This is a genomic window from Flavobacterium sp. IC2-16 (assembly GCF_055521455.1).
The window spans coordinates 1,002,096-1,027,802 of sequence record NZ_CM145480.1; the positions used below are offsets into that span (position 1 = coordinate 1,002,096).

Annotated in this window: 24 protein-coding genes; 9 read left to right on the top strand and 15 right to left on the bottom strand. The window is 35.5% G+C overall.

Going from position 1 to position 25,707, the window contains the following annotated elements:
* Nucleotides 1–46 precede the first annotated feature (46 nt).
* Entirely contained in the window at nucleotides 47–376 is a 330-nt protein-coding gene (locus ACZ1JT_RS04490) for a DMT family transporter (RefSeq protein WP_465094962.1), read from the top strand.
* Here the strand turns inward: ACZ1JT_RS04490 and ACZ1JT_RS04495 are convergent.
* The 4 genes from ACZ1JT_RS04495 to ACZ1JT_RS04510 all read right to left on the bottom strand — a co-directional run bounded on the left by ACZ1JT_RS04495 (nucleotide 373) and on the right by ACZ1JT_RS04510 (nucleotide 5,148).
* Nucleotides 373–2,898 (bottom strand): DUF5686 family protein, encoded by a 2,526-nt coding sequence (locus tag ACZ1JT_RS04495; protein WP_465094963.1) that lies wholly within the window; start codon nucleotides 2,896–2,898, stop codon nucleotides 373–375. The two genes, ACZ1JT_RS04490 and ACZ1JT_RS04495, sit on opposite strands and share 4 nt — an antisense overlap.
* Before the next feature lie 51 nt (nucleotides 2,899–2,949).
* Nucleotides 2,950–3,513 (bottom strand): ribosome recycling factor, encoded by a 564-nt coding sequence (gene frr, locus ACZ1JT_RS04500; RefSeq protein ID WP_465094964.1) that lies wholly within the window; start codon nucleotides 3,511–3,513, stop codon nucleotides 2,950–2,952.
* 24 nt (nucleotides 3,514–3,537) lie between these two features.
* Nucleotides 3,538–4,245, bottom strand: coding sequence for a UMP kinase (gene pyrH, locus ACZ1JT_RS04505; RefSeq protein WP_465094965.1), 708 nt, complete (start codon nucleotides 4,243–4,245; stop codon nucleotides 3,538–3,540).
* A 123-nt stretch (nucleotides 4,246–4,368) separates the two neighbouring features.
* Nucleotides 4,369–5,148: a patatin-like phospholipase family protein gene (locus ACZ1JT_RS04510; protein WP_465094966.1), complete on the bottom strand. Its 780-nt coding sequence runs from the start codon at nucleotides 5,146–5,148 to the stop codon at nucleotides 4,369–4,371.
* Between the two features lie 101 nt (nucleotides 5,149–5,249).
* On the opposite strand from ACZ1JT_RS04510, the gene ACZ1JT_RS04515 reads away from it, so the two are divergent.
* Nucleotides 5,250–5,852, top strand: coding sequence for a thioredoxin family protein (locus ACZ1JT_RS04515; RefSeq protein ID WP_465094967.1), 603 nt, complete (start codon nucleotides 5,250–5,252; stop codon nucleotides 5,850–5,852).
* Here the strand turns inward: ACZ1JT_RS04515 and truB are convergent.
* Genes truB through ACZ1JT_RS04535 form a run of 4 tightly spaced genes read right to left on the bottom strand, consistent with a single transcriptional unit; the run spans nucleotide 5,833 to nucleotide 8,519 of the window.
* Nucleotides 5,833–6,537: a tRNA pseudouridine(55) synthase TruB gene (truB, locus tag ACZ1JT_RS04520; protein ID WP_465094968.1), complete on the bottom strand. Its 705-nt coding sequence runs from the start codon at nucleotides 6,535–6,537 to the stop codon at nucleotides 5,833–5,835. The two genes, ACZ1JT_RS04515 and truB, sit on opposite strands and share 20 nt — an antisense overlap.
* Before the next feature lie 6 nt (nucleotides 6,538–6,543).
* Nucleotides 6,544–7,353 carry an undecaprenyl-diphosphate phosphatase gene (locus ACZ1JT_RS04525; protein WP_465094969.1) on the bottom strand — a complete coding sequence of 270 codons (810 nt, stop codon included), beginning with the start codon at nucleotides 7,351–7,353 and terminating at the stop codon, nucleotides 6,544–6,546.
* Nucleotides 7,353–7,592 (bottom strand): DUF3098 domain-containing protein, encoded by a 240-nt coding sequence (locus tag ACZ1JT_RS04530; RefSeq protein WP_465094970.1) that lies wholly within the window; start codon nucleotides 7,590–7,592, stop codon nucleotides 7,353–7,355. Before ACZ1JT_RS04530 ends, ACZ1JT_RS04525 begins: the two co-directional genes overlap by 1 nt.
* A 51-nt stretch (nucleotides 7,593–7,643) precedes the next feature.
* Nucleotides 7,644–8,519, bottom strand: a complete 876-nt coding sequence (locus tag ACZ1JT_RS04535; protein WP_465094971.1) for a cell division protein FtsX — start codon at nucleotides 8,517–8,519, stop codon at nucleotides 7,644–7,646.
* Nucleotides 8,520–8,669: 150 nt separating this feature from the next.
* Between ACZ1JT_RS04535 and ACZ1JT_RS04540 the strand changes: the two genes are divergently transcribed.
* On the top strand, nucleotides 8,670–11,693 hold the full coding sequence (locus tag ACZ1JT_RS04540) for a leucine--tRNA ligase (protein ID WP_465094972.1): 3,024 nt from the start codon (nucleotides 8,670–8,672) through the stop codon (nucleotides 11,691–11,693).
* Between the two features lie 188 nt (nucleotides 11,694–11,881).
* Entirely contained in the window at nucleotides 11,882–12,577 is a 696-nt protein-coding gene (locus ACZ1JT_RS04545) for a zinc metallopeptidase (protein WP_465094973.1), read from the top strand.
* Between the two features lie 169 nt (nucleotides 12,578–12,746).
* Here the strand turns inward: ACZ1JT_RS04545 and ACZ1JT_RS04550 are convergent, their stop codons facing one another.
* Nucleotides 12,747–13,217: an Lrp/AsnC ligand binding domain-containing protein gene (locus ACZ1JT_RS04550; protein WP_465094974.1), complete on the bottom strand. Its 471-nt coding sequence runs from the start codon at nucleotides 13,215–13,217 to the stop codon at nucleotides 12,747–12,749.
* 147 nt (nucleotides 13,218–13,364) lie between these two features.
* On the opposite strand from ACZ1JT_RS04550, the gene ACZ1JT_RS04555 reads away from it, so the two are divergent.
* Nucleotides 13,365–13,991, top strand: coding sequence for a hypothetical protein (locus ACZ1JT_RS04555; RefSeq protein WP_465094975.1), 627 nt, complete (start codon nucleotides 13,365–13,367; stop codon nucleotides 13,989–13,991).
* A 24-nt stretch (nucleotides 13,992–14,015) separates the two neighbouring features.
* Here the strand turns inward: ACZ1JT_RS04555 and ACZ1JT_RS04560 are convergent, their stop codons facing one another.
* From ACZ1JT_RS04560 to ACZ1JT_RS04570, 3 genes are all read right to left on the bottom strand, one after another.
* A complete protein-coding gene (locus ACZ1JT_RS04560) occupies nucleotides 14,016–15,368 on the bottom strand; it encodes a saccharopine dehydrogenase family protein (RefSeq protein ID WP_465094976.1) in 1,353 nt (450 codons plus the stop codon).
* Between the two features lie 96 nt (nucleotides 15,369–15,464).
* Entirely contained in the window at nucleotides 15,465–15,791 is a 327-nt protein-coding gene (locus tag ACZ1JT_RS04565) for a hypothetical protein (RefSeq protein ID WP_465094977.1), read from the bottom strand.
* An 11-nt stretch (nucleotides 15,792–15,802) separates the two neighbouring features.
* Entirely contained in the window at nucleotides 15,803–16,567 is a 765-nt protein-coding gene (locus tag ACZ1JT_RS04570) for a DUF3108 domain-containing protein (protein WP_465094978.1), read from the bottom strand.
* A gap of 94 nt (nucleotides 16,568–16,661) precedes the next feature.
* Between ACZ1JT_RS04570 and ACZ1JT_RS04575 the strand changes: the two genes are divergently transcribed.
* The 4 genes from ACZ1JT_RS04575 (at nucleotide 16,662) to ACZ1JT_RS04590 (ending at nucleotide 20,259) form a co-directional block, all read left to right on the top strand.
* A complete protein-coding gene (locus tag ACZ1JT_RS04575) occupies nucleotides 16,662–17,051 on the top strand; it encodes a DUF423 domain-containing protein (RefSeq protein WP_465094979.1) in 390 nt (129 codons plus the stop codon).
* A gap of 70 nt (nucleotides 17,052–17,121) precedes the next feature.
* Nucleotides 17,122–18,735, top strand: a complete 1,614-nt coding sequence (gene pckA / locus ACZ1JT_RS04580; protein WP_465094980.1) for a phosphoenolpyruvate carboxykinase (ATP) — start codon at nucleotides 17,122–17,124, stop codon at nucleotides 18,733–18,735.
* 102 nt (nucleotides 18,736–18,837) lie between these two features.
* Nucleotides 18,838–19,278: a retropepsin-like aspartic protease gene (locus ACZ1JT_RS04585; protein ID WP_465094981.1), complete on the top strand. Its 441-nt coding sequence runs from the start codon at nucleotides 18,838–18,840 to the stop codon at nucleotides 19,276–19,278.
* 51 nt (nucleotides 19,279–19,329) lie between these two features.
* Entirely contained in the window at nucleotides 19,330–20,259 is a 930-nt protein-coding gene (locus ACZ1JT_RS04590; RefSeq protein WP_465094982.1) for a hypothetical protein, read from the top strand.
* A 35-nt stretch (nucleotides 20,260–20,294) separates the two neighbouring features.
* On the opposite strand, the gene ACZ1JT_RS04595 is transcribed toward ACZ1JT_RS04590, so the two are convergent.
* The 3 genes from ACZ1JT_RS04595 to ACZ1JT_RS04605 form a co-directional block, all read right to left on the bottom strand.
* Nucleotides 20,295–21,509: a TCR/Tet family MFS transporter gene (locus ACZ1JT_RS04595; RefSeq protein WP_465094983.1), complete on the bottom strand. Its 1,215-nt coding sequence runs from the start codon at nucleotides 21,507–21,509 to the stop codon at nucleotides 20,295–20,297.
* A gap of 95 nt (nucleotides 21,510–21,604) precedes the next feature.
* Nucleotides 21,605–22,819 (bottom strand): 2-oxoglutarate dehydrogenase complex dihydrolipoyllysine-residue succinyltransferase, encoded by a 1,215-nt coding sequence (gene odhB, locus ACZ1JT_RS04600; RefSeq protein ID WP_465094984.1) that lies wholly within the window; start codon nucleotides 22,817–22,819, stop codon nucleotides 21,605–21,607.
* A gap of 54 nt (nucleotides 22,820–22,873) precedes the next feature.
* Nucleotides 22,874–25,645 (bottom strand): 2-oxoglutarate dehydrogenase E1 component, encoded by a 2,772-nt coding sequence (locus ACZ1JT_RS04605; protein WP_465094985.1) that lies wholly within the window; start codon nucleotides 25,643–25,645, stop codon nucleotides 22,874–22,876.
* Nucleotides 25,646–25,707 lie beyond the last annotated feature (62 nt).

The following is a 25,707-nucleotide window of genomic DNA, read 5'->3' on the forward strand; positions in this document are numbered from 1 at the left end:
ACCCTTTCAAAGTCATATCTTTGACTCGTTGATAATTTTAGTAAAAATGAATTGGATTTTATTAATCATAGCTGGTCTTTTTGAAGTAGGTTTTGCTTCCTGCCTTGGAAAAGCCAAAGAAACTAACGGAACAACTTCTAACCTTTGGATGATAGGCTTTTTTGTATGCTTAACCATTAGCATGCTTCTGCTATACAAAGCTACTCAATCACTCCCCATTGGTACTGCTTATGCTGTTTGGACAGGAATTGGAGCGGTAGGAACTGTATTAGTTGGAATTTTTATTTTTAAAGAACCCGCTGAATTTTGGCGAATTTTCTTTTTAACCACCTTAATTGCTTCTATAGTTGGTTTAAAATTTGTTTCGTCGCATTAAAAACCAAGATCTAAGGCAAAAGTAAGTTTTAGGGCAAGATTGTCTTCAAATCGCTTAAACTGGTAATCTCCATAACGGTAAAATCCAGAGATTCCAAAACCTTTGAAAATATTATTCAATTCTAGTCCCGATTCAAAATACCCATTTTCTAACGTATTGAACGAAATACCTTGTTGCTGACTTTTGTTATTTAAAGTACCCCAAGCCATACGTGAAACCAAAACAACTATAGGCTTAATTTGTCTTGAAATTCTAGCTTTTCGCAACGCATGTTTAAAGTGAAATGCCACATAAGCATCTGAGAAAAACTCATTAAAACGCATGGTTTCAAAACTGTTTTTCCCTGAAATATTAATCCGTTGAAGAATAGCATCTTTATCTAAGCTGTTCGGCGAGACACTATACAAATGTGTTATAGGCACATCTCCAAAAGCATATCCCGCCTGAAGCAATAAAGTAGTTTTTTGTCCGTCTAAAAACTTGTTTTCAAATTCGGTTCTAAAATCCAATTTCCCAAAATCGAGGTCGTTATCAAACAACCCGGGAACCGTTTTAGAAAACTGTAATGCAAACTTTGGAAATCCTTTCTCTGTTTCAATTCTACCTGTTGGTGTTTGCATATAGGTACTAAATGGATTCCATTGTATAGAAACCGTAGCCATTGTAAGGTTATAATGGGTAACTTTAGAATCGCCCGAAACGAAACCATAATTAAATTTAGGATCGATGTAACTTTGCGACAACTGCCATATACTCTCTGTTTTTGGAATAATTCGGGTTTCCACAAAAGCTTTCCATGTTTTATGGTTGTAAAAGGTTGTCAAGTTGAATGGCCTTGGATCATACAACCTGAATTTTCGTTTATCCACTTCAAAAGATGTACTTGCAATTTCCCGAATATCATCAGTAAATGAACCACCCACCCAAGAATTGGAAAATTTACCTAACCGAATACTATTTCCTAAACTATACTTAACTGCTTCATCTTTCAAACCGTAAGCAACATACCCTTCTAACTTATAGATTGTTGAGAATTTGTTATTGGTAACTCCACCTACTCCAAATCGAAAACCTTCATAATTGTTGTATTTAGCAATTTGGCGCAAATCAATATCTACAGGACCAAGCGGTATGAATCCGTTAATCACTTTCCGACCGATTTGTATTTTTTGTTCGTAACGTTCTTTACTAACAATACTATCCAATACCGAATAGGTTTCTATGCTTCGTACATCCAAACTATCTTTTCGGTATGGCACCCAATAATTTTCGTTACGATTCGTTGCCTCTTCTCTAATATCGACAGCAACATATGGATGTTGTATCGCTACTGGGAGATTGAATTCAATCTCTGAATTTTTAGTTTCGGAGAGCACGTAAACATAATCAGAAGCTTCTTTTTTATTTTTTTGAGAGGATTCACCTTCTTCATTTAGAGAAAATTTAATGGTTTCTCCGAGAATTTTGACATCATCTTTACTATTCCCTTTAACCACTTTTAACGATTGTTTCTCTGGAAACCAAATATCTTCTTCACGAAAATGTTTAAAATAATTGGTGAAACTAATATCTAAAAAACTTTTAATTCGGAAAATTGTTTTGGCAATCGCATAGGTTTCTGAATCAATATACAAAACACCTTCAGGCTTAGCTTTTCGACCAAGATGTTTGGGCTTGAAATGTATCATATAACAATCTCGGGTTCCAAAGGAAACCGTATCCAATATCTTGTAATTGTATTCTTCTAAGGCTTTATTAGCAATTGGATTGGTATAATTATTTTCAAACAAACGAATACGCTCATCGTAAGGTGAAAACGATTGTAATTTCAAACTGATATACTCATAAATAGGCTGCTTAAACCCCGCCATACGAGCCGCAAGCACCATCTCCTTAAGCCCCTGACTATCATTGTATTTAAACTCGGAAACTTTTTCGGTTTGATACAAATGCTGCTTCTGAATTATTTTCTTGAATTTATAGGAGGACGAATCAACTTTCACAAATCGTGAACCTATTTTTTCATAGATAAAAACTGAATCTATTTTCCCCGATATGGAATCCGGATTAGCAGTAACAATAAGTTTATTATAAGCTTTATACTGAAAACTATGTAATTTTTTTTGTGGGTTATTTTTAGACTTGTTCGCAATAGTAGCCTTAATGATATCGACTGCAGGATTGCTACCAATTACCATTTCATCCAATTGCAACGTTTTTTCTTCAAGCAGGATTAAATAGAATTTTTTATCGTTTTGCAAGAATATTATTTGCTCCTGAAAACCACTATAGGATACTGAAAATGAAGTAATGTCGGCAGTACTAGCAATACTAAATTTTCCATCGACATCTGCAATTATGGTTTTGCCATCATCCAGATGCAATGTAGCAAAAGGAAGTGCTTTTCCTGAATCTTTGCCTTTTACAATTCCGGAAACAGGATTTTGAGCATTAAGTATAACGCTCCAAAACAGCAGTAAAAAAGTTACGATTTTTGCCAAATCTGATGGACTTTCAGTCAATTTTGGGTAAAGATAGGAAATAAAAAAATCCCGATAACATCGGGACTTCAATTATACTTTCATGATTTCGGCTTCTTTGTGAACCAAATGCTCATCAATTTTTTTAATAAACATATCGGTTAACTTCTGAACATCTTCTTCAGCCGTTTTACAAATATCTTCCGAAGTACCTTCTTTTTCTAATTTTTTGATATCCGTATTTGCATCTTTTCGAGCATTACGAATTCCAATTTTTGCATCTTCTGCTTCTGCTTTGGCTTGTTTTACCAAATCCTTACGGCGCTCTTCGGTTAATGGCGGTACATTGATAATAATGTTTTCACCGTTATTCATCGGGTTGAATCCAATATTAGCCACCATAATAGCTTTTTCAATAGGCTGAAGCATTGATTTCTCCCATGGCGTCACAGTGATTGTTCTTGCATCGGGAGAATTAATATTCGCCACTTGAGAAAGCGGCGTTTGTGAGCCGTAATAATCTACAAAAACACCACCTAACATTTGCGGTGTCGCTTTACCGGCGCGTATGTTTAAAAATTCTTTTTCTAAGTGGGCAATAGAACCATTCATTGATTCTTTTGTGCTATCTAAAATAAATTTAATCTCTTCGGTCATAATACTAACTTTTACAGTTCCAAATTAAATATTTACAGTAGTACCAACGGTCTCTCCTTCACAAACTTTTAACAAGTTTCCTTTTTTGTTCATGTCGAAAACAATAATTGGTAGTTTATTTTCCTGACTTAAGGTAAAGGCTGTAGTATCCATAATATTTAAGCCTTTGCTGATTACTTCTTCAAAGGTAACATAATCAAACTTAACAGCATCGGCATTTTTCTCAGGATCGCTATCATAGACTCCATCTACACGGGTTCCTTTCAAAATCACATCACAATCCACTTCTATTCCTCGTAGTACCGCTGCAGTATCTGTTGTAAAATATGGATTTCCAGTACCTGCTCCAAAAATTACAATTCGTCCTTTTTCTAAATGACGTGTTGCTCTACGTTTGATATACGGTTCTGCAATAGCCTCAATTTTCAAAGCTGTTTGCAAGCGTGTTTGCATACCTGCTTCTTCTAGAGCACCTTGCAAAGCCATTCCGTTAATAACTGTTGCTAGCATCCCCATATAATCCCCTTGAACACGATCCATTCCGTTACTAGCTCCTGCAACTCCTCTAAAAATATTTCCTCCACCAATAACAACTGCTATCTGAACACCTTTGTCGTGAATTTGTTTAATTTCTGCGGCATATTCTGCCAACCGTTTTGGATCGATTCCGTATTGACGGTCACCCATTAAAGCTTCACCACTAAGTTTTAGAAGAATTCTGTTGTATTTCATGTTGCCTTTTATTGTTTTCGACGGTCAAATGAAACTCGATTTCTTTCGTTTCATTTGAGTTGTTTTTGTTTAGTGATGCAAATATAGTTATAATCTGTTTTTTTGAAATAGGTATATTGAAATTTATAACGCAAGTTCTTCATACGATTTTTTTGCGGCATTATACCCAATTTCGAAGATGGCATCCATTTTAGATTTACTTGTTTCGAAAGTACCATAAATCGCTAATTCTTCGGGTGCAATAATCCAGTCGCAATTGGTAAATTTATTCAAATTAGAATTCGCCGAAAACAAGTCGAATGCCCTTGCCGTAACCGCTTTTATAGACGACAAATCGGAGGCTTCTATTTTCTGAATCGGACTAACATAAACTCCAATTAAGGTTTCACAGCGTCCTTGTAGAAGATCGGTTGGAAAATGGTTTAAAATTCCGCCATCACTATATAAACTTCCGTTAATTTCATAAGGTGATAATACGCCAGGAAAAGATGATGAAGCCAAAACGGCATCTACCACTTTAGATTCTGGTCCAAATACTTTAAGTTTTCCTTTAACCAAATCGGTAGCCGTAATATGAGTTTCTATTGGCAATTGATCAATTTGTTTCTCACCAAAAATCGAATTGAAATACTGCTTGAATGATTCCGAATCGATCAATCCTGCTTTTTTAAATGTGAAATGTTTCCAATTGAAAAAGTATATCGATTTAAAAAATTCCAAAATTTCCTCTGGGCTTTTTCCCGATGCATACATAGCTCCAACAATTGCACCTGCACTCGAACCCGCTATATGAGTTGGTTTAATGTTTTTTTCTTCTAAAAATTTAATTACACCGGCATGTGCCAAGCCTTTTGTGCCGCCACCCGAAAGGATTAGTCCAATTGATTTTGTTTTTAAATCCATGTTTAAAATTTACCATAAAAATACATTTTTTGTTGAGTTACATTCGATTTATTGTAAGAAACTTGGTTTTAATTTACCTTTGTATTGTAAATTCTTTCGACATGAAAAACCTTATTCAAAATGGCTTAGACCAGAGTTATTCGTATTTAGAATATCGAAAAAAAATTGCAGATTTAGTATCGGAAGGAAAATCCAGTGGTAATGAACAATCGGAGGACCTATTACATTATAGTGAACTAAACGAAACCCGTATGAATCGTTTGGATAAAACTATAGTTGTTCCAGACGAGATTAAAACCAAACTTACTTCCATTAAAAACAACTATACATGGCTTGTTTTAGCTGAAGGCTGGTGTGGTGATGCCGCACAATTACTTCCAGTAATGGAAAAAATGGCCGAAGTAGCCACAAACATTGACTACCGTATTGTGTTTCGGGATGAAAACGATGCATTGATGCAGGAATTTTTAACCAATGGTGCGCGAGCAATACCCAAATTAATTATCATTAACAATAGTAATCATGAAGTAATGGCTGCATGGGGACCACGTCCTGAAGGCGCCACTCGATTAATTAAAGAATACAAAACCAAATTTGGCGTTGTAAATGAAGAAGCCAAAATCGAACTGCAAAAATGGTATTTGCACGACAAGGGCCTAACAACAATGAATGAAATAACTAAAATTATGCAGGCTTTGGGGTAACAAGCGCCTGAAAATCGGTTACTAAAATGGCGTCTTTCACGTCAAATGCGCCAATTTTAGTTCGGCGTAAAGCAGTTAAGTAGGCTCCGGATTGAAGTGCTTTCCCGAAATCGTAAGCTAATGAACGAATATATGTTCCTTTACTACAAACTACTCTAAAATCAATTTCAGGCAGCGCAATTCGGGTTAATTCAAATTCGATAATTTCAACCTTACGTGATTTGATTTCTACCTCTTCCCCGGCTCTTGCATGCTCATATAAACGCTTCCCATCTTTCTTTATAGCAGAAAAAACTGGGGGAACTTGGTCGATTTCTCCCATAAAACTTATGCGAGCTTTCTCGATTAATTCGGTTGTGATATGTTCGATGGGAAATGTCGCATCAACTTGAGTTTCTAAATCGTACGAAGGCGTTGTTGCACCAATATGAAAAGTACCGGTATACTCCTTTTGCATTCCCATTAAATCGGGAATTTTCTTGGTAAACTTTCCAGTACAAACCAATAATAACCCTGATGCTAACGGATCTAGAGTTCCAGCATGACCAATTTTGAATTTCTTAGGTAAATGCAAATTTTTTATTAGCGCCCATTTCACCTTGTTTACCGCCTGAAACGACGACCAGGTTAAGGGTTTGTCTAAAAGTAAAATTTGTCCTTCTTGAAATTCTTCAGCCGTTTTCAATGCAATTTATTTTATATAAGAAAAGTAAATTAAAAGTCCTAAGCCAACCACAATTCGGTACCAACCCCATGGTTTGAATCCGTATTGTTTGATAATCCCAATAAAGAATTTAATAGCTAAAACCGCAACAATAAAAGCCACTACATTTCCAATTAAAAACATCTTTATGGTATCTGAAGATTGTAAAATCAATTCGTACCCTTTTAATTGCGTATGCTCATAGGTTTTTAAAAAAACGGAATAACACGTAACGGCTAACATTGTGGGAACAGCTAGAAAAAAAGAAAATTCGGCTGCAGCATGTCTTGTTAATCCTTGTTGCATACCCCCAATAATGGATGCTGCAGAACGGCTAGTACCCGGCATCATGGCCAAACATTGCCAAAAACCAATAGTTACCGCTTTTTTAACAGTGATTTCTTCTTCGGTTGCAACTGCAGGATTTTTGAAAAAACCGTCTACAAAAAGTAAAACAACACCACCCAGAATTAAAACAATTGCAATTGGGATTGGATTTCCAAGAACCGCTTCAATTTTGTCATCGAATAATTTACCTAAAATTAAAGCCGGCACGACAGCACAAGCCAATTTGATAAAAAAATTAAATTTCGAAAAATCAAAAAACTTCTTCCAATACAAAACCACTACCGCTAAAATAGCTCCGAATTGTATGGAAACCTGGAATAATTTTACGAAATCATCTTCTTGAATCCCAAAATACGAACTGGCAAACACCATGTGACCTGTAGAAGAAACCGGAAGAAATTCGGTTAACCCTTCAATAATGGCAATAATTAAGGCTTGAAAAAAATCCATTACTTTTTATTGGAATTTTTAAAGATCGAATAAATTGTAATTCCAAATCCAATAAGAACCATAGTTGGAGCTAATCGAATTCTTCTAAAATCAAAAATAGCATCACTCCAAACCTTTGGATTATCACTACCACCACCAGACATTAAAATAAATCCAAATGCGATAACAGCCAAACCTATTAGTAGTATTTTATAATTTATATCTTCAAAAAGAAAATCGGGTTTTTGTTTGTTTTCCATAATGTTGAGTTCGGAATTTAAAATTTCATCCCGAATAATTGAATGATTAAATTAATAAAGATCGTCGGTTCTTAAATTTAAAAAACGTTGGGTTGCAAAAAAGGTACTAATCCAAGTAATAATAATCCCAACAGCTAAAACACCGCCTAAAACTATTGCCATCGAGACATAATCTTTAGCAATACCTAAACTCGGAAACAAGCCATCAACATAATACGTTAATGTCACCAATGCAATTATTGCCAATCCAGAACCAATTAATCCTAAACGAATACCTCTCCAAATAAATGGTTTACGAATAAACGATTTAGTTGCTCCTACCATTTGCATGGTTTTGATAATAAATCGGTTTGAATATACCGACAGACGTAATGAACTATTAATAAGCAACATGGAAATTACAGCAAATACCCCACTAATAACCAATATCCAAAAACTGATTTTTTTGATATTCTCGTTAGCCAAATCCACCAAACGTTTGTCGTAAATCACTTCCGAAACCATATCGTTAGTTTTGATATCACTTTCAATTTGCTTGATTTTTGCCGCTTCAACATATTCGCCTTTTAGATGAATATCGAACGAATTAGGTAATGGGTTCATCCCTAAAAACTCTAAAAAATCTTCCCCTACAATATCTTTATTGTTTTTGGCTGCATCGTCTTTAGAAACAAACACATAATCTTTCACATACTTCGAACCTTTCAATTTTGCATCGAAAGCTTTTAAAATGGAATCGTTAGCTTCATCTTTAAAATAAACCGACATCGGAATATCTTCTTTAAAACTATTGGAAATCTTTTCAGAATGGATTACAAATAACCCCAATGCTCCTAAAAGAAACAGTACTAAAAAAATACTTAGGATAACAGAAAAATAGGAAGATATAAGTCGTCTTTTTTGAAACTTCTCGAATGATGATGCCATAAAATCTATTTTAAGCCGTAAAATTAAAAAAGAAAATCGTTTTTCCCCTTTATAACGCTCAAAGTTTTAACTTTCTTATAATATAATGTAAATTTGCGCCTTAAAAAACTTAGCAACTCAGTTACATTGTAACTCAGCAACCTATAAAGAATGAAATATTTCCACAACGAAATCGAAGCCAAATGGCAACAATATTGGGCAGAAAACAAAACTTTTGCTGCATCAAATAATTCTGAAAAGCCAAAGTATTATGTATTAGACATGTTTCCTTATCCATCTGGTGCAGGATTACATGTTGGGCATCCACTAGGTTATATTGCATCTGATATTGTGGCTCGTTATAAAAGACATCAAGGATTCAATGTTTTGCACCCACAAGGTTATGATTCTTTTGGTTTACCAGCAGAACAATATGCGATTCAAACGGGTCAACATCCAGAAAAAACAACAAAAGAAAATATTGCACGTTACCGTGAGCAATTAGATAAAATTGGTTTTTCATTCGATTGGAGTCGTGAAGTACGTACTTCAAATTCTGATTATTATAAATGGACACAATGGATTTTTATCCAATTGTTCAATTCATGGTACAACAACGATACCAACCAAGCGGAAGATATTGCTACTCTTGTGGAAAAATTCCAAACAGAAGGAAACGCAAATGTAAATGCGGTTTGTGATGACAATATCACGCCATTTACAGCAGCTGAATGGAATGCATTTTCTTCTGAAGCGCAACAAAAAATCTTATTACAATATAGATTAACGTATTTAGCAGAAACAGAAGTAAACTGGTGCCCGGCTTTAGGAACTGTTTTAGCAAATGACGAAATCGTAAATGGTGTTTCGGAGCGTGGTGGACATCCTGTTATTCGTAAAAAAATGACACAATGGTCAATGCGAATTTCAGCTTATGCAGAGCGTTTGTTACAAGGTTTAGAAACGATTGATTGGAGTGAATCGATTAAAGAATCGCAACGTAACTGGATTGGAAAATCGGTTGGAGCTGCGGTAACTTTCATAGTAAAAAATCACGATGCAGTTATTGATGTTTTTACAACCCGTCCTGATACGATTTTTGGTGTTACGTTTATGACGTTAGCGCCAGAACACGAATTGGTTTCGCAAATTACAACTCCAGAACAAAAAGAAGCAGTTAACGCTTATATTGAAGCAACTGCAAAACGTTCGGAAAGAGAGCGTATGGCAGATGTTAAAACCATTTCAGGAGTTTTCACGGGAGCTTATGCCGAACATCCATTTACAAAAGAACCTATTCCGGTTTGGATTGGCGATTACGTGTTAGCAGGTTACGGAACGGGAGCGGTTATGGCGGTTCCTTGTGGTGATGAGCGCGATTATGCTTTCGCAAATTTCTTCAAAGGAACAAACGGAATGCCAGCGATTAAAAATATTTTCAATCAAGATATTTCTGAAGCAGCTTTTGGTGAAAAAAGTGGTTTTGAATTAGTGGAATCTGATTTCTTAAACGGATTGGATTACAAAACTGGAACTAAAAAAGTAATTGAAGAGTTAGAAAAAATAGGAGCAGGAAAAGCCAAAGTAAATTATCGTTTACGCGATGCGGTTTTCTCTCGTCAAAGATATTGGGGTGAACCTTTTCCAGTGTATTATGTAAATGGTTTGCCACAAATGATTGACAAAAAACACTTGCCAATTGTTTTACCAGAGGTTGAAAAATATTTGCCAACAGAAGATGGTCAACCACCATTAGGAAATGCAACCGTTTGGGCTTGGGACATTGAACAGTGTTCAGTGGTTAGTAATCAGTTAATAGATAACATAAATGTGTTTCCACTTGAACTAAACACAATGCCAGGTTGGGCAGGTTCTTCTTGGTATTGGATGCGTTATATGGATGCGCATAACGAGAATGAATTTGCTAGTGCTGATGCATTGAAATATTGGGAAAATGTAGATTTATATATTGGTGGAAGCGAGCATGCAACCGGACATTTATTGTATTCTCGTTTCTGGAATAAATTCTTAAAAGACAGAGGTGTTGCACCAACAGAAGAACCATTCAAAAAATTAATCAATCAAGGAATGATTTTGGGGAATTCAGCATTCTTCTATAAAATCATGCCTTATTACCAAAAGAATGAAGGAGAATTTAATCAAGAAATGCATCTTGTTGAATTTGAAAAGCCTTATTTAGTTTCATATAAATATTATAAAAAACTACAAGAAAAATCAGATAACACAAAATTGTGGGGTTATATGACTGATGAATTTGACAGTGAAATGTTTGGATATCTTTTAGGTGTTTTTTATGAAAAGAATAAAGAGGTTTTTCAAGGATATGAACCTAATTTTTATATTCAAAAGAGTCACGTTGATTTATCTTGTATCAATGACATCACCAACGAATTAGACATTGAAAAATTCAAAGCACATCCTTTATATTCAGATTATAAAGATGCTGAATTTATTAGAGAAGATGGAAAATACATTGTTGGTCGCGAAGTGGAAAAAATGTCGAAATCGAAATACAATGTAGTCAATCCAGATGATATTTGTGAAGAATACGGTGCCGATACCTTACGTTTATATGAAATGTTCTTAGGACCATTAGAACAAGCAAAACCTTGGAATACGGCTGGTATTACTGGGGTTTCTGGTTTCTTGAAAAAGTTATGGCGTTTGTATTTTGATGATAATGGATCTGTTGTAAAAGAAGACGAACCAACGGCTGATATGTACAAATCGTTACACAAAACCATTAAAAAAGTAACAGAAGATATCGAGAATTTCTCGTTTAACACTTCGGTTTCACAGTTCATGATTTGTGTAAACGAATTATCGCAATTAAAATGCAATCACAGAGCTATTTTAGAGCCGTTAGCGGTTTTAGTTTCGCCTTATGCGCCTCACATTGCTGAAGAATTGTGGAGTGCTTTAGGTCATGAAGGTTCTATTTCAACAGTTGCTTTCCCTAAATTCGAAGCAAAATATTTAGTGGAAAGCGAAAAAGAATATCCTGTTTCTTTCAATGGAAAAATGCGTTTTACAATTAAATTACCATTGGATTTAACAGCTGCGCAAATTGAAGAAATTGTAATGGCCGATGAAAGAACACAAAACCAATTACAAGGAAGAACGCCAAATAAAGTAATTATCGTTCCTGGAAAAATTATCAATTTGGTAGGATAGTTTTAATTCCAAAAATATAAAAATCCCAAATTTCCACTTCATCAAGCTCAGTGACCGGAAATTTGGGATTTCTTTTTGTAACATTTTTCAATTTTTACGTATAACTATAAACTAATGTCAAACTGTCATTTTTTAAAAATTGGCGCATCGTTTGCAGAAAAGGTTATATAAAAAGTAAATAAAAAACAATGTTAGGATATTATATTTTATTGGGAGCTATTGCTCTGGCGAGTTTTTTAGTTAGCTCGCGATTGAAAAGCAAATTCGCGCAATATTCCAAAATTCATTTACGAAACGGAATGTCTGGTGCCGAAATAGCTGAAAAAATGTTAGCCGATAATGGTATTTACGATGTGAAAGTAATTTCCACACCCGGACAATTAACCGACCATTACAACCCGGCAAACAAAACTGTCAACTTAAGCGAAGCCGTGTACAATCAACGAAATGCCGCAGCCGCAGCTGTTGCCGCTCACGAATGCGGTCATGCCGTACAACACGCACACGCGTACCAATGGTTGACCATGCGATCTAAAATGGTTCCTATGGTGAATATTTCATCGTCTATGTCGCAATGGCTTATCATGGGAGGCCTACTTCTTGGTTTTGGAGCCAAATCCTCAATAGGTTTTTATGTAGCCTTAGCCGGATTGGTTTTAATGGCAATTGCAACGGTATTCAGTTTTGTTACATTACCGGTAGAATACGATGCTAGTAATCGTGCCTTAGCTTGGCTAAAAAACAAAAACATGTTAAGTCAAGAAGAATTTGCCGGAGCCGAAGACGCCTTAAAATGGGCCGCAAGAACTTATGTCGTTGCCGCTTTAGGTGCCTTAGCATCCTTACTATATTGGGCCATGCAAATTCTGGGCAGAAGAGATTAATCTTCCTAAATAAAACAACAAATTCGTTACAAATAGTAGCGGATTTTTTTTTGAAGCAAATAGTTTGGTTGGGTCAGCAATCCTTACTCCCGCCATGCGCTCTACACGGTGCCGCTACTGTCGGGGCTAAATAGTTGACTGCTTTTTGTTTTTGCAAACTTCTTAAAAACTATAACTGTATCTGACGTTCAATTTGTTGTTCTAGTGAAATAAAGGTTTCCGTACGCGATACTCCATCAATTGCTTGAATTTTTTTATTCAGCAACTGCATTAAATGTTCGTTGTCTTTACACAACATTTTAATCAAAATACTCCAGTTTCCAGTAGTATAATGACATTCCAGAACTTCCGGAATCTTCTTAAGTTCTTTTACCGCTTCTGGGTTTCGAGCCGCCTTATCCAAATAAATCCCCACAAAAGCCATCGTGCTATATCCCAATACTTTGGTATTTACCATAAACTTTGATCCCGAAATTATTTTGGCTTGTTCCAATTTTCGCAAGCGTTGATGAATAGCCGCTCCCGAAATTCCTATTTTATTAGCAATCTGCAATATCGGCTTTCGGGCATCTTCCATAAGCTCGCGAAGGATTTGCTTATCTATACCGTCGATTTCAATTTGTAAGTGATTTTGTCTCATACAATATAATATGAAAGTTATTTTATTATAAATTCAATTATTTATGATAAAAATAATCAATTTTAATTAAAAACAATCAAAAGTGTGAAAAAATGACGCATCTATAATATACAATCAAATTACACAGTAACCCCAAAACCTGGTAAAATGAAAAAGCTTAACCTAATTTTTTGTTTTGTGGCAATAATGTCACTACAAAACCTATTGGCTTCTCCTGTAAAAAATATTGAGACTACTGAAGAAACTCTAGTTTCAAAATCATTAGTAGAAAATCAAATTAATACATTACTGACTACTTCTGCCAATTATCAAGATGTGAAACTTGTTAAAAAACTGTCATTAGAAGCCTTGCGAGAGAACATCTTAGCTTTAATTGCAAATTCGGAAGATGAATTACTTAGGGCGAAATCGGCGCTTTCAAGAAATTCTAAAGACTTTGAACAAGCTAAATTGGAGTTAATTAACCTTCAACAACAAATTGAAGCAAACAACCAAGCGCAAAATCAAATGAGTTTTTTAGGGATGACGGTTTCTAAACAATCCTATACTGTTATCGTAACGTCGTTACTTTTATTTCTATTGGTAACGATAGGATTGGTATATCGAAAATTTGTTAATGCAAATAAAGTAAATCTAAAATCGCAAGAGCTCTTAAACGATTTGCAAGACGAATTCGACAATTATAAAAGAAGCGCTATGGAGCGTGAGCTTAAAATACAACGCAAACTTTTGGACGAGATAAACAAAAAACAAAAGCTTTCCAAAGCCTCATAAAAAAAGCCTCTTACGAGGCTTTTTTTAATTGTATCCTTTATACGGAACCGTTTTATCATTAAAAACAACGCCATATTCTTCTAGTTCTTTCAAAATAGGCACATAAACCTCTTTTCGAATTGGCAACTGCACACCCGGTGTTGTAATATTTCCATTCAAAATTTGCAAAGTAGCCATGGCTACAGGTAAACCAACCGTTTTTGCCATAGCTGTATACGTCTGGTCTTCACCAATACAAACCATAGTAGAATCGATTTGTTTCTTTTCGCCGTGCATTTCGTAACCAAATTTATGATACATAACAATCATATCTTTATCTTCTGGTTGTAATGTCCAACTATCGGTTAAAATCTTCTCTAGCATTTGCGCCGGTGTAGCGTTTTTCAATCCGATTATTTTATCCGGATTAAAAATATCCAATTCCACCAACTTGTCCCACATTACATCATCCTGATCAATTTTCAATTGATGACGCAATTTAATTTCTATAGAATCTGTGGGATGATACGGTAAAAACAAATTCACGAATTCGCGATTGCTCATTAATTCAGAATCATCAATTATGTATGTATCGTCAGTCATTCCTAATTGCACAAACATATCCCAAGCCTTTGAGTAGCTTACTCTTCGAATGGTTCCTCGGTATACCGTTAACGCATCATCTAATCCATATACACTTCTGTATTTCAATGAATCGCGGTTAGCATATCCTTCAAAACGACCAAAGCCATCCACTTCTAAAAACTCGGTTCTTCTGAATAATCTATGGTACGGAATGTATTTGTATTTACCTTCTTGGATGAATTTTGCAGCACCGCCTTGTCCAGCCAAAACTACATTTCTTGGATTCCAAGTAAATTTATAATTCCACAAATTCGTATCCGATTCAGGCGCAACCAAGCCGCCACAAAACGATTCAAATAATACTATTTTACCGCCTTTGTCACGAATTTCATCAAGAACTTTCATAGCACTCATGTGGTCAATACCCGGATCCAAACCAATTTCATTCATAAAAACAAGATTATTCGCCTTAACATCGGCATCTAAATCTTGCATCGCCTCAGAAATATATGAAGCCGTAACCATATGTTTTTTATACGTAACACAGTCTTTCGCAACTTCTATGTGCATAAAAGCAGGCAACATCGAAATAACAATATCAGCCTTTTGAATTTCTGCTTGGCGTTGTGCCACATTATGAATATCTAAAGCTATTGCGGTAGCATTAGGATGATTTTTTGTTTTACGTTGCGCTAGTTCCAACGACAAATCACCAATAGTAAGGTGAAGATTTTCTTTATCAGACTTATCTAAAAGATATTTTATAAGTGAAGAGGCCGAACGACCTGCTCCAATAATCAGAATATTTCTCATGATTTTTTGCAATTGCCCACAAAGGTAAGAATTTGCAATAAAAACCGTAGCGCATATACAAACAAAAAACTCATGAAATTTTCATGAGTTTTACTGTTATTCTAAATCGTTTTCGAGTTGCTCCAATTCTTTTTGGTCTTCTTTTTTAGACTCTTCAATTGTTTTTTCAAACTGAGCATCTTGAGCCACTTCTTCTTTTACCAAAAATTGTTTGCCAAGCACATATACCAAACACAAGGCCGATATGATTAGCAACATCTTTGGCATTTTCTTTTGATTCACATCGGATTTCTTTATAGCAATCAATAACATTACAATAGCAATTCCGATAGGCAACAAAGCAATTGTACCTAATGGAAGTACTGAAAAAACGATACTTAATAACGCAAATACAAATCCTAAAATCAAAGTTGTTTTTCTCATAATCTGATAATTTAAAGTCCGGTTGCTGATGTTAATGCTAATTGTCCTGTACCAACCGGAATGCTAAATTTAATTAACACCGGAATCTTTTTAGCATCGGCCGTCATATAAATAAGATTTTTATCTTTCCCTTTTAACGCATCTGTTTTAGCCGTAATCGCAATTTTATAGCAGTCTTTTTGTCCTAAATTTCCAGCGCTCATTGATTCTTTCCCCATAAACTTAATAGAAACCGGAATTTCTCTCTCATCAAAAACAATACTGAACGAAAAAATTTGTCCGACTTTCATTTTACTGTAATCTAACGTGCGTATCTTATACAATAAAGAAACCACATCAATGCTTTTATTTTTTATAGCAAAAGTTTGTTGCCTTTCGGGCATGTTCTTTTTATTTACCGTGCTGGTTATTGAAGTTCCATTATTTTTAAAAACGTATTTTTCTTTTTTGGTATAACCGCCTTCGCTAATATTTCGCTTATATAAATTAGGGCTAAACGTAGCTGGATTTACATACGACTCATACAAATCACGGATTTTAAAAAAGGTATCCCATTTGCTATATGTTGCCGCTTGACAACTCAAATGCAAGTATTTGTTTTTAGATGTTGACACATCATCTGCTTCTAAAGTTACCTGAGCCAATTGTGTCATTAACCCACCCATATTGTACGAACCTGAAAAAACTAATTTTTCACCCGATTTAACGGTTTGTGCTGTTAATGGCATAAATCCACAAACAACGAATAAGCAAAGAATAAAATATTTCTTTTTCATAAAGTATAAAAATTCGCTACAAATGTATAATTATTTACAATCTACTCGTTTAGTTTAAGCAATAACTAATAAATTTGTTTTATAGTATATTATCATGAATAAAAAAATAATCACAATCGCCCTGACAATGGGTGTTACAGCAATCATTTTAGGTGCTTTTGGAGCGCATAAGCTAAAAGAAGTTCTTACATCTACACAACTTGAAACTTTCGAAACCGGTGTGAGATACCAAATGTATCATGCCTTATTACTGCTTTTTGTAGCAAATTCTAATTTTTTTACAGACAAAACCAAAAAAACTGCCTTAGCAATAATTGTAGTAGGAGTACTTTTCTTTTCGGGTTCAATCTACTTATTAGCAACGGCATCGCTCACAAACCTCAACACAAAAGCAATTAGCCCAATCACACCCATTGGAGGGTTACTTTTAATTATAGGTTGGAGTGTACTTTTAATCAAAAATATGGGTAAAAAAGTAGAATAATTGGTTAAAAAAAACATATATGAAATTAAATTTTTAATTTTGCGTTCTTAAAACATACAAACAACACATTATGAATGTTACCAAATCAATTTCATTAGAAAAATACGGGATTAATAATACTGTTGAAATTATTCATAATCCATCGTATGATTTCTTATATAATGAAGAATTAAATCCGTCGTTGGAAGGTTTTGAAAAGGGACAACTATCAGAATTAGGTGCAGTTAACGTAATGACTGGAGTATTTACCGGTCGTTCTCCTAAAGACAAATATATTGTTAAAGATGATGTTACAAAAGATACTATTTGGTGGACATCTGAAAAAGCGGTTAACGATAACAAACCTATTTCTCAAGACACATGGAATGCCTTAAAACAAACTACAGTTTCACAGCTTTCAAACAAAAAACTATATGTAGTTGATGCTTTTTGCGGTGCAAATGAAGATACTCGCTTAAAAGTGCGTTTCATTATGGAAGTAGCTTGGCAGGCGCACTTCGTTAAAAATATGTTTATCCGTCCTACAGAAGCTGAATTGGACAACTTTGGAGAACCTGATTTCATTGTAATGAATGCTTCAAAAACCAGCTTCAAAGATTATGCAGCACACGGTTTAAATTCCGATGTATATATTGCCTTCAACTTAACTGAAAAAATTCAATTAATTGGTGGTACTTGGTATGGTGGTGAAATGAAAAAAGGGTTGTTCTCTATGATGAACTACTACCTACCATTAAAAGGAATAGCTTCTATGCACTGTTCAGCCAATAAAGGTACTGCTGGTGATGTTGCTGTTTTCTTTGGTTTATCTGGAACTGGAAAAACCACGCTTTCTACAGATCCAAAACGCGAATTGATTGGAGATGATGAGCACGGATGGGACAACGATGGCGTGTTTAACTTTGAAGGAGGTTGTTATGCAAAAACAATCGACTTAAGTAAAGAAAATGAGCCGGATATTTATGGCGCTATCAAACGTGACGCTTTATTAGAAAACGTAACACTTGACGCTAACGGTGTAATCGATTTTAAAGATGGATCGGTAACTCAAAATACTCGTGTATCCTACCCGATTGATCATATTGAAAATATTGTAAAACCTGTTTCTAAAGCAGGTCATGCTTCTAAAGTTATTTTCTTAACTGCAGATGCTTTCGGAGTTATGCCTCCAGTTTCTAAATTATCTCCTGAACAAACTAAATATTATTTCTTATCTGGATTTACGGCAAAATTAGCTGGTACTGAAAGAGGAGTAACTCAACCAGAGCCAACATTCTCAGCTTGTTTTGGCAAAGCGTTCTTATGCTTACACCCAACTAAATATGGTGAAGAATTGGTTAAAAAAATGGAAGAGCACAATGCTACTGCTTATATGGTAAACACCGGATGGAACGGAACTGGTAAGCGTATTTCTATTAAAGATACTCGTGCTATCATCGACAGAATTTTAGATGGTTCATTAGAGAAAGCTGAAACTACAGTGATTCCTGTATTTAATTTAGAAGTTCCTACAGCTTTAGAAGGTGTAAACACTGAAATTTTAGACCCAAGAAATACGTATGCTGATGCTTCAGAATGGTCGGCAAAAGCAGAAGATTTAGCAGGTCGTTTCGTTAAGAATTTCGTTCAGTATACCGACAACGAAGAAGGTAAAAATTTAGTTGCAGCTGGTCCGCAATTATAATTTATCTCCTTAATCATACACTCAAAATCCTAACCTAAACCGTTAGGATTTTTTATTGGAAAAAATATATCTTAGAGCGAATTTTATTAAAATAAAACTTCAATGGAAAACCTACAGCATGTTTTAAAAACAGCAGGATACCAAAAAATAAAATTTAAAATTTCAAAAACCCAACATCTTCTTATTAAAGCAAAGATTAATGGTGTGGCTGGTAATTTTATCTTGGATACTGGCGCTTCAAACAGTTGCATCGGATTTGAAAACGTAGCTCATTTTAAGGTCCATGCTGAAAAATCATCCACTAAAGCAGCTGGAGCTGGCGCTGTAGACATGATAACGCAAACTGCGCTTAACAATACGTTACAACTATCACGATGGCATTATAATGACTTTCAAGTTATTATTTTCGATATGTCGCATGTTAATTTAGCATTACAGCAATACAAAGCCAAGCCTGTTCACGGCATAATTGGCGCCGATGTTTTATTAAAAGGAAAAGCTATAATTGATTACCACAATCATTATTTATATTTAAAACGATAAGAACCCGCTTGCTTTTCTTATTTTTACATTATTATGTTTAAGACCGCTTACATGAAAACTTTTTTTTACAGTCTTTTAGTGCTATTCTTGGTATCGTGTACCGATGAAAACAACAAAATAATTCCTGTTACCGGACCATCTCCAGAGGCATTTCAAGCATTATTTGAAACGGAATTGGCAAACCAAAAACAAGAATTTCAAATGAATGCAGAAGACGGCCTAACTACTTTTACAACTACCAATGGTGTTGAATTTTCTATAGATGGAAGCTGTTTACAGTTGAACAATCAACCTATTACTGGAGCTGTAGCTATTGAATTTGTTGAAGTTTTTGGCAAAGGAAACATGTTAGCAACAAACAAAACAACCATGGAACTTAGTAGTACAGAAAAACATGTATTACAATCCGGTGGTGAATTTCTCATAAATGCATACCAAAACGGAGAGCCGTTAACGCTAAATTGCACTATAACGGTTTCAATTCCTACTTCACTTACTGGCGGAACAAACAATACAATGACTTTATTCGAAGGGAATATTGATGCTACCAATGAACTAATCTGGCAAACTCCAAGCAACTTCTTCGATTTTACTATTGGAACGCTGCCCTCAGACCCGCTTACTGAAGCTTATACTATCACCATAAGCAATTTTGGATGGTTTAATTGCGGCACTTCACTTAGTAATACAACTCCAAATACGTCTATTTCGGCATTTCTCCCTGAACAATATAATCTAAATAACGGAATGGTTTATATTGCGCTAAAAAACAATGCAAATGCTTTAGGAACTATAAATGGCACTTATCCAGTAGGAACGGAATGTCATTTGATTTATGTTTCTGAGAACAATGGCAAATACATTTATACCATAAAACAGAATGAAATTTTAACTGAAAATCATCAAGTTGTTTTTTACGCCAACGAGATGCAAACAGTAACTGCAACACAGCTAACCAATGTTATCAATGGATTAGAATAAAAAAATCCCGTTTAAATTAAACGGGATTTTTTTATTTAATATTTTAATCGTAAAGCGCGATAAGCCACAAAACAACTGATTAGCATTAAAACGCCTCCCAACAAAAAGGGAGCGCCGGCAAATTCAAACGGGGCCTCTTTATGCGTGAAAAAATAAAAGGTATTGGTCATTAAAGGCGGCCCTACAATAGCAGAAGCACTCATTAAACTGGTTAATGTGCCTTGAATTTCACCTTGTTCGGTAACGGGCACTTTGCTTGTAATAATGGATTGTAAAGCAGGACCCGCTATACCTCCTAAGCAATAAGGAACTAAAAAAGCAAACATCATCCAGCTTTGCGAAGCAATAGCAAACAAAAACATTCCGAAAGTATATAACCCCAAACCAACATAAATACTTTTTTCATTTCCAATTTTCGGATTAACCCAACGAATCAAACCACCTTGTACCAAAGCTACCAAAAGACCAATCACACCTAACGAAATTCCAACCATCTTTTCATCCCAATTAAAACGATACATTGTGAAATAATTCCAATTGCTGTGCACGGCATGAGATCCTACATACAATAAAAAGATAGAAACTACTAAGGCAATCAACGAAGGATATTTTTTCAGATTTAAAAAAGCAGTGATTGGATTGGCTTTTTTCCAGTCGAATGCCCTGCGATTTTCTTTACTGAGTGATTCCGGAAGGATAAAATAGCCATACAGAAAATTCAACAAACACAAAACCGCGGCAGCATAAAACGGAACCCTTGAACCATATTGTCCTAATAAACCCCCTAAAACAGGACCTATAATAAAGCCTAAACCAAAAGCAGCTCCAATCATTCCGAAATTCTTCGCTCGATTTTCAGGAGTACTGATATCGGCAATATAGGCAGAAGCCGTGGTAATACTAGCCCCAGTAATCCCCGCAACAATTCTTCCCACAAAAAGCCATGTAATGGTAGGTGCAATTGCCAAAAACAAATAATCGATAGAAAATCCAAATAAGGAAATTAAAATAATGGTTCTTCTTCCGAATTTATCACTCAAATTCCCAATTAAAGGTGCAAAAACAAATTGCGTAATAGCATAAGCAAAAGTAAGCCAACCTCCATATTTGGAAGCTTCACTTATGTCGCCATGAATAAGTTCGGAAATTAACTTTGGAATTACTGGTATGATGATTCCCCATCCAATAATATCAATCAACATGGTAATGAAGATAAAACCGATGGCAGCTTGCTTTTTACTTTCTTTCATAAATAACGTCTGATTCGCAAAGAAACAAAAAATCCCGTTTAGACAACTAAACGGGATTTTATTTATTAAGAGATTACTCCCCTATTTTGCATTAACTATAATTCTAATGCTTTTTTAGGATTGTTATCCATCAAAATTTCTACAGGATTTTCTAATGCTTCTTTAACAGCTACTAAGAATCCAACCGACTCACGTCCGTCGATGATTCTGTGATCGTACGATAATGCCACAAACATTACTGGAGCAATAACAATTTGTCCGTTTTTCACAATAGCTCTATCAACCACATTGTGCATTCCTAAAATTCCTGACTGTGGTGGATTAATAATTGGAGTCGACAACATCGAACCAAATACACCTCCGTTAGAAATAGTAAATGTACCGCCTGTCATTTCATCAACCGTAATTTGTCCGTCACGAGCACGTAACGCCAAACGTTTGATTTCAGCTTCTACACCACGGAATGATAATAACTCAGCATTACGCATAACCGGAACCATTAAACCTTTTGGTCCAGATACTGCAACAGAAATATCACAGAAATCGTATGAGATTTTTTCTTGACCATCAATCATAGAATTCACATCTGGATACAATTGTAAAGCACGAGTTACCGCTTTAGTGAAGAAAGACATAAAGCCTAATCCTACACCGTGTTTGTTTTTAAACTCCTCTTTATATTGATCACGCAATGCATAAATTGCAGTCATATCAACTTCGTTGAACGTTGTAAGCATTGCTGTTTCGTTTTTAGCTGCCACTAAACGCTCAGCTACTTTACGACGCAACATGGATAATTTAGTTCTTTCTGAACCACGAGAACCACCTGTTGGAGTTCCCATAGAAGGCACTGCATTTACTGCATCTTCATGAGTAATTCTACCGCCTTTACCAGAACCTACAACATCTGAAGGTTGGATATTTTTTTCAGCTAATATTTTTTTAGCCGCCGGAGAAGCCGAACCAGTAGCATACGTTGCTTCTTGAGCTGGTGCTGCTTTTGGTGCTTCAACTTTTTTCTCTTCTGTTTTTGGTGCATCTGCAACTGGAGCAGAACCCCCTTCTGGTTTTGCTGCGCTCGTATCGATTAAACAAACTACGGCACCAACGGCAACTGTATCACCTTCTTCTGCTTTAAGCGTAATAATTCCGCTCATTTCAGCCGGTAACTCTAAAGTAGCTTTATCAGAATCAACCTCAGCAATCGCTTGGTCTTTTTCTACATAATCTCCATCTTTAACTAACCAAGTAGCAATTTCTACCTCCTTGATTGATTCCCCTGGTGAAGGGACTTTCATTTCTAAAATCATCGGTATATAATTTTATATAGTGTTGTTATTTATCTGATTATCAAAAATACAATATTACTGAAATAAATTTTTGTCAAAAACCATGGCAATAGCTGCAGCATGACGTTTTTTAGAACGCACATAACTTCCGGCAGCTGGCGCACTGTATGCTTTTGGGGATGCCACGCGGTATTTTACTTCATGGAAATTCATCAACATAAATCCGTAAGCACCCATATTACGAGGTTCTTCCTGAGCCCAAACGTAATCATCAACATTTGGATATTTGGCGATAACTGCTTTCATTTGCTCAATTGGCAATGGAAACAATTGCTCGATTCTTACTAAAGCTACATCGTTTCGTCCGTTAGCTTCTCTTTCCGCTTTCAAATCGTAATAGAATTTACCCGTACAGAAAACTAATGTTTTCACCTCAGCTGCATTTACATTAGGATCATCTATTACTTCTTGGAACTGACCGTTTGCAAATTCCTCAACAGAAGAAACTGCTTCAGGATGACGCAACAAACTTTTTGGCGTAAACACCACTAAAGGTTTACGGAATTTAGTCACTAATTGTCTGCGTAATAAATGGAAAAAGTTAGCAGGAGTTGTACAATCGGCTATATACATATTATGATTTGCACAAAGCTGTAAATAACGCTCCATTCTTGCTGATGAATGCTCGGCACCTTGGTTTTCATAACCGTGCGGCAACAACATCACAAGTCCGTTTTGATTGTTCCATTTATCTTCTGCGGCAGAAATATATTGGTCAATCATAATTTGAGCTCCGTTAGAGAAATCTCCAAATTGAGCTTCCCAGATGGTAAGGGCGTTCGGATTTGCTAAAGCATAGCCATATTCAAAACCTAAAACACCATATTCAGAAAGGTGAGAATTGTAAACTGAGAATTTCCCTTTTTTATTTGGAATATTATCTAGAAGAATTACTTCTTCTTCCGAATCTTCTACTTTTACAACAGCATGACGGTGAGAAAATGTTCCACGTTCCACATCTTGACCAGAAATACGAACATCATATCCTTCGGTTAACAAAGTACCGTATGCTAACATTTCTCCCATAGCCCAATCCAACTTATCGGTTTCAAAGAACATTGTTCTACGATCACCAATTAGTTTTGAGATTTTGCTAATGAATTTTTTATCGGAAGGTAATTGAGTAACTACCTCTGCAATTTCCGTTAATGTTTTTCTATCAACTTTGGTTTCAAACTTTTGAAGCATTACATCTGATTCAGCTTGTTCAAAACCTTGCCATTCGTTTTGCATAAACGGCGTAATAACCGTTAAATCTTTCTTTCTTGAATTTTCAAGATTTTCTTCCAAATTGGCTTTGTATTCTGCCTCTAGACCCGACACATAATTTGCATCGATTGTTCCTTCGGCTTTCAATTTTTCAGCATAAATATCTCTTGGATTTTTATGTTTCGCAATTGCTTTGTATAATTTAGGCTGCGTAAATCTTGGCTCGTCACCTTCGTTATGACCGTATTTTCTATATCCTAACAAATCAATGAATACATCCGTTCCAAATGTCATACGATATTCTAAAGCAAATAACATGGCGTGAACCACAGCTTCAGCATCATCTGCATTAACATGTAATACTGGCGACAAGGTTACTTTTGCCACATCGGTACAGTATGTAGAAGAACGAGCGTCTAAATAGTTTGTTGTAAATCCAACTTGGTTGTTCAATACAATATGGATAGTTCCATTGGTTTTGTATCCATCCAACTTCGCCATTTGGATAATTTCATACACAATACCTTGTCCCGCAACGGCAGCGTCACCATGAACAGCTATTGGTAATACCTTAGACGGATCTTCCGAATAGTACTTATCTTGTTTAGCACGCGCAATCCCTTCAATTACTGCACCAACAGTTTCAAGATGCGAAGGATTTGGAGCTAGGTTGATATTGATTTTCTTTCCGTTTTGCGTTTGACGATCGGATGTTAACCCTAAATGGTATTTTACGTCACCATCAAACAACGCATCATCATCGTAATCTTTTCCGTCAAATTCTGAGAAAATATCTTGAGTTGGCTTACCAAAAACATTAGCCAACACATTCAATCGACCACGGTGAGCCATTCCCATTACGAACTGCTCAACTCCTTTATCAGCAGCTGCCTCAATTAAAAAATCTAGTGCTGGTATTGCTGATTCGATTCCTTCTAATGAAAAACGTTTTTGTCCAACATACTTTGTATGAAGGAAGTTCTCAAAAGAAACTGCTTCGTTTAATTTTTTAAGAATTCTTTTTTTCTGATTTGCATCAAAATTTGGAAGATTGTCATTGATATCCAAACGACGTTGAATCCACTCAACCACTTCCGGATCACGGATGTACATGTATTCAACTCCAATTGATTGGCAATACACTTTATCTAAGTGATCGATAATTTGTTGCAATGTGCTTGGCGGCATATTCACCACTTTGGCAGCGTCAAAAACAGTATTTAAATCGGATGTTGATAATCCGAAGTTCTCAATATTCAGTGTTGGCGAATACGTTCTTCTGTCGCGAACCGGGTTTGTTTTAGTAAACAAATGACCGCGAGAACGATATCCGTCGATTAATTTTAAAACATTAAATTCTTTTTGAATTTTTTCCGAATTCCCCGACATGGCCACATCCCCATTTGCCATGGCTTCAAGTTGTGTTACCGGGTCATTTCCAAATTCGTTGGCAAAATCAAATCCTTGAAAAAAACTTCTCCAACTTGGTTCTACACTATCAGGATTTTGTAAATATTGATCGTATAAATCGGCAAAAAAAGCCGTGTGTGCTGCGTTTAAAAAGGAAAACCTATCCATAATTCGGTCGTAAGACGATTTTGGGTTAAAAAATTATCCGCAAAAGTACAATACTTTATACT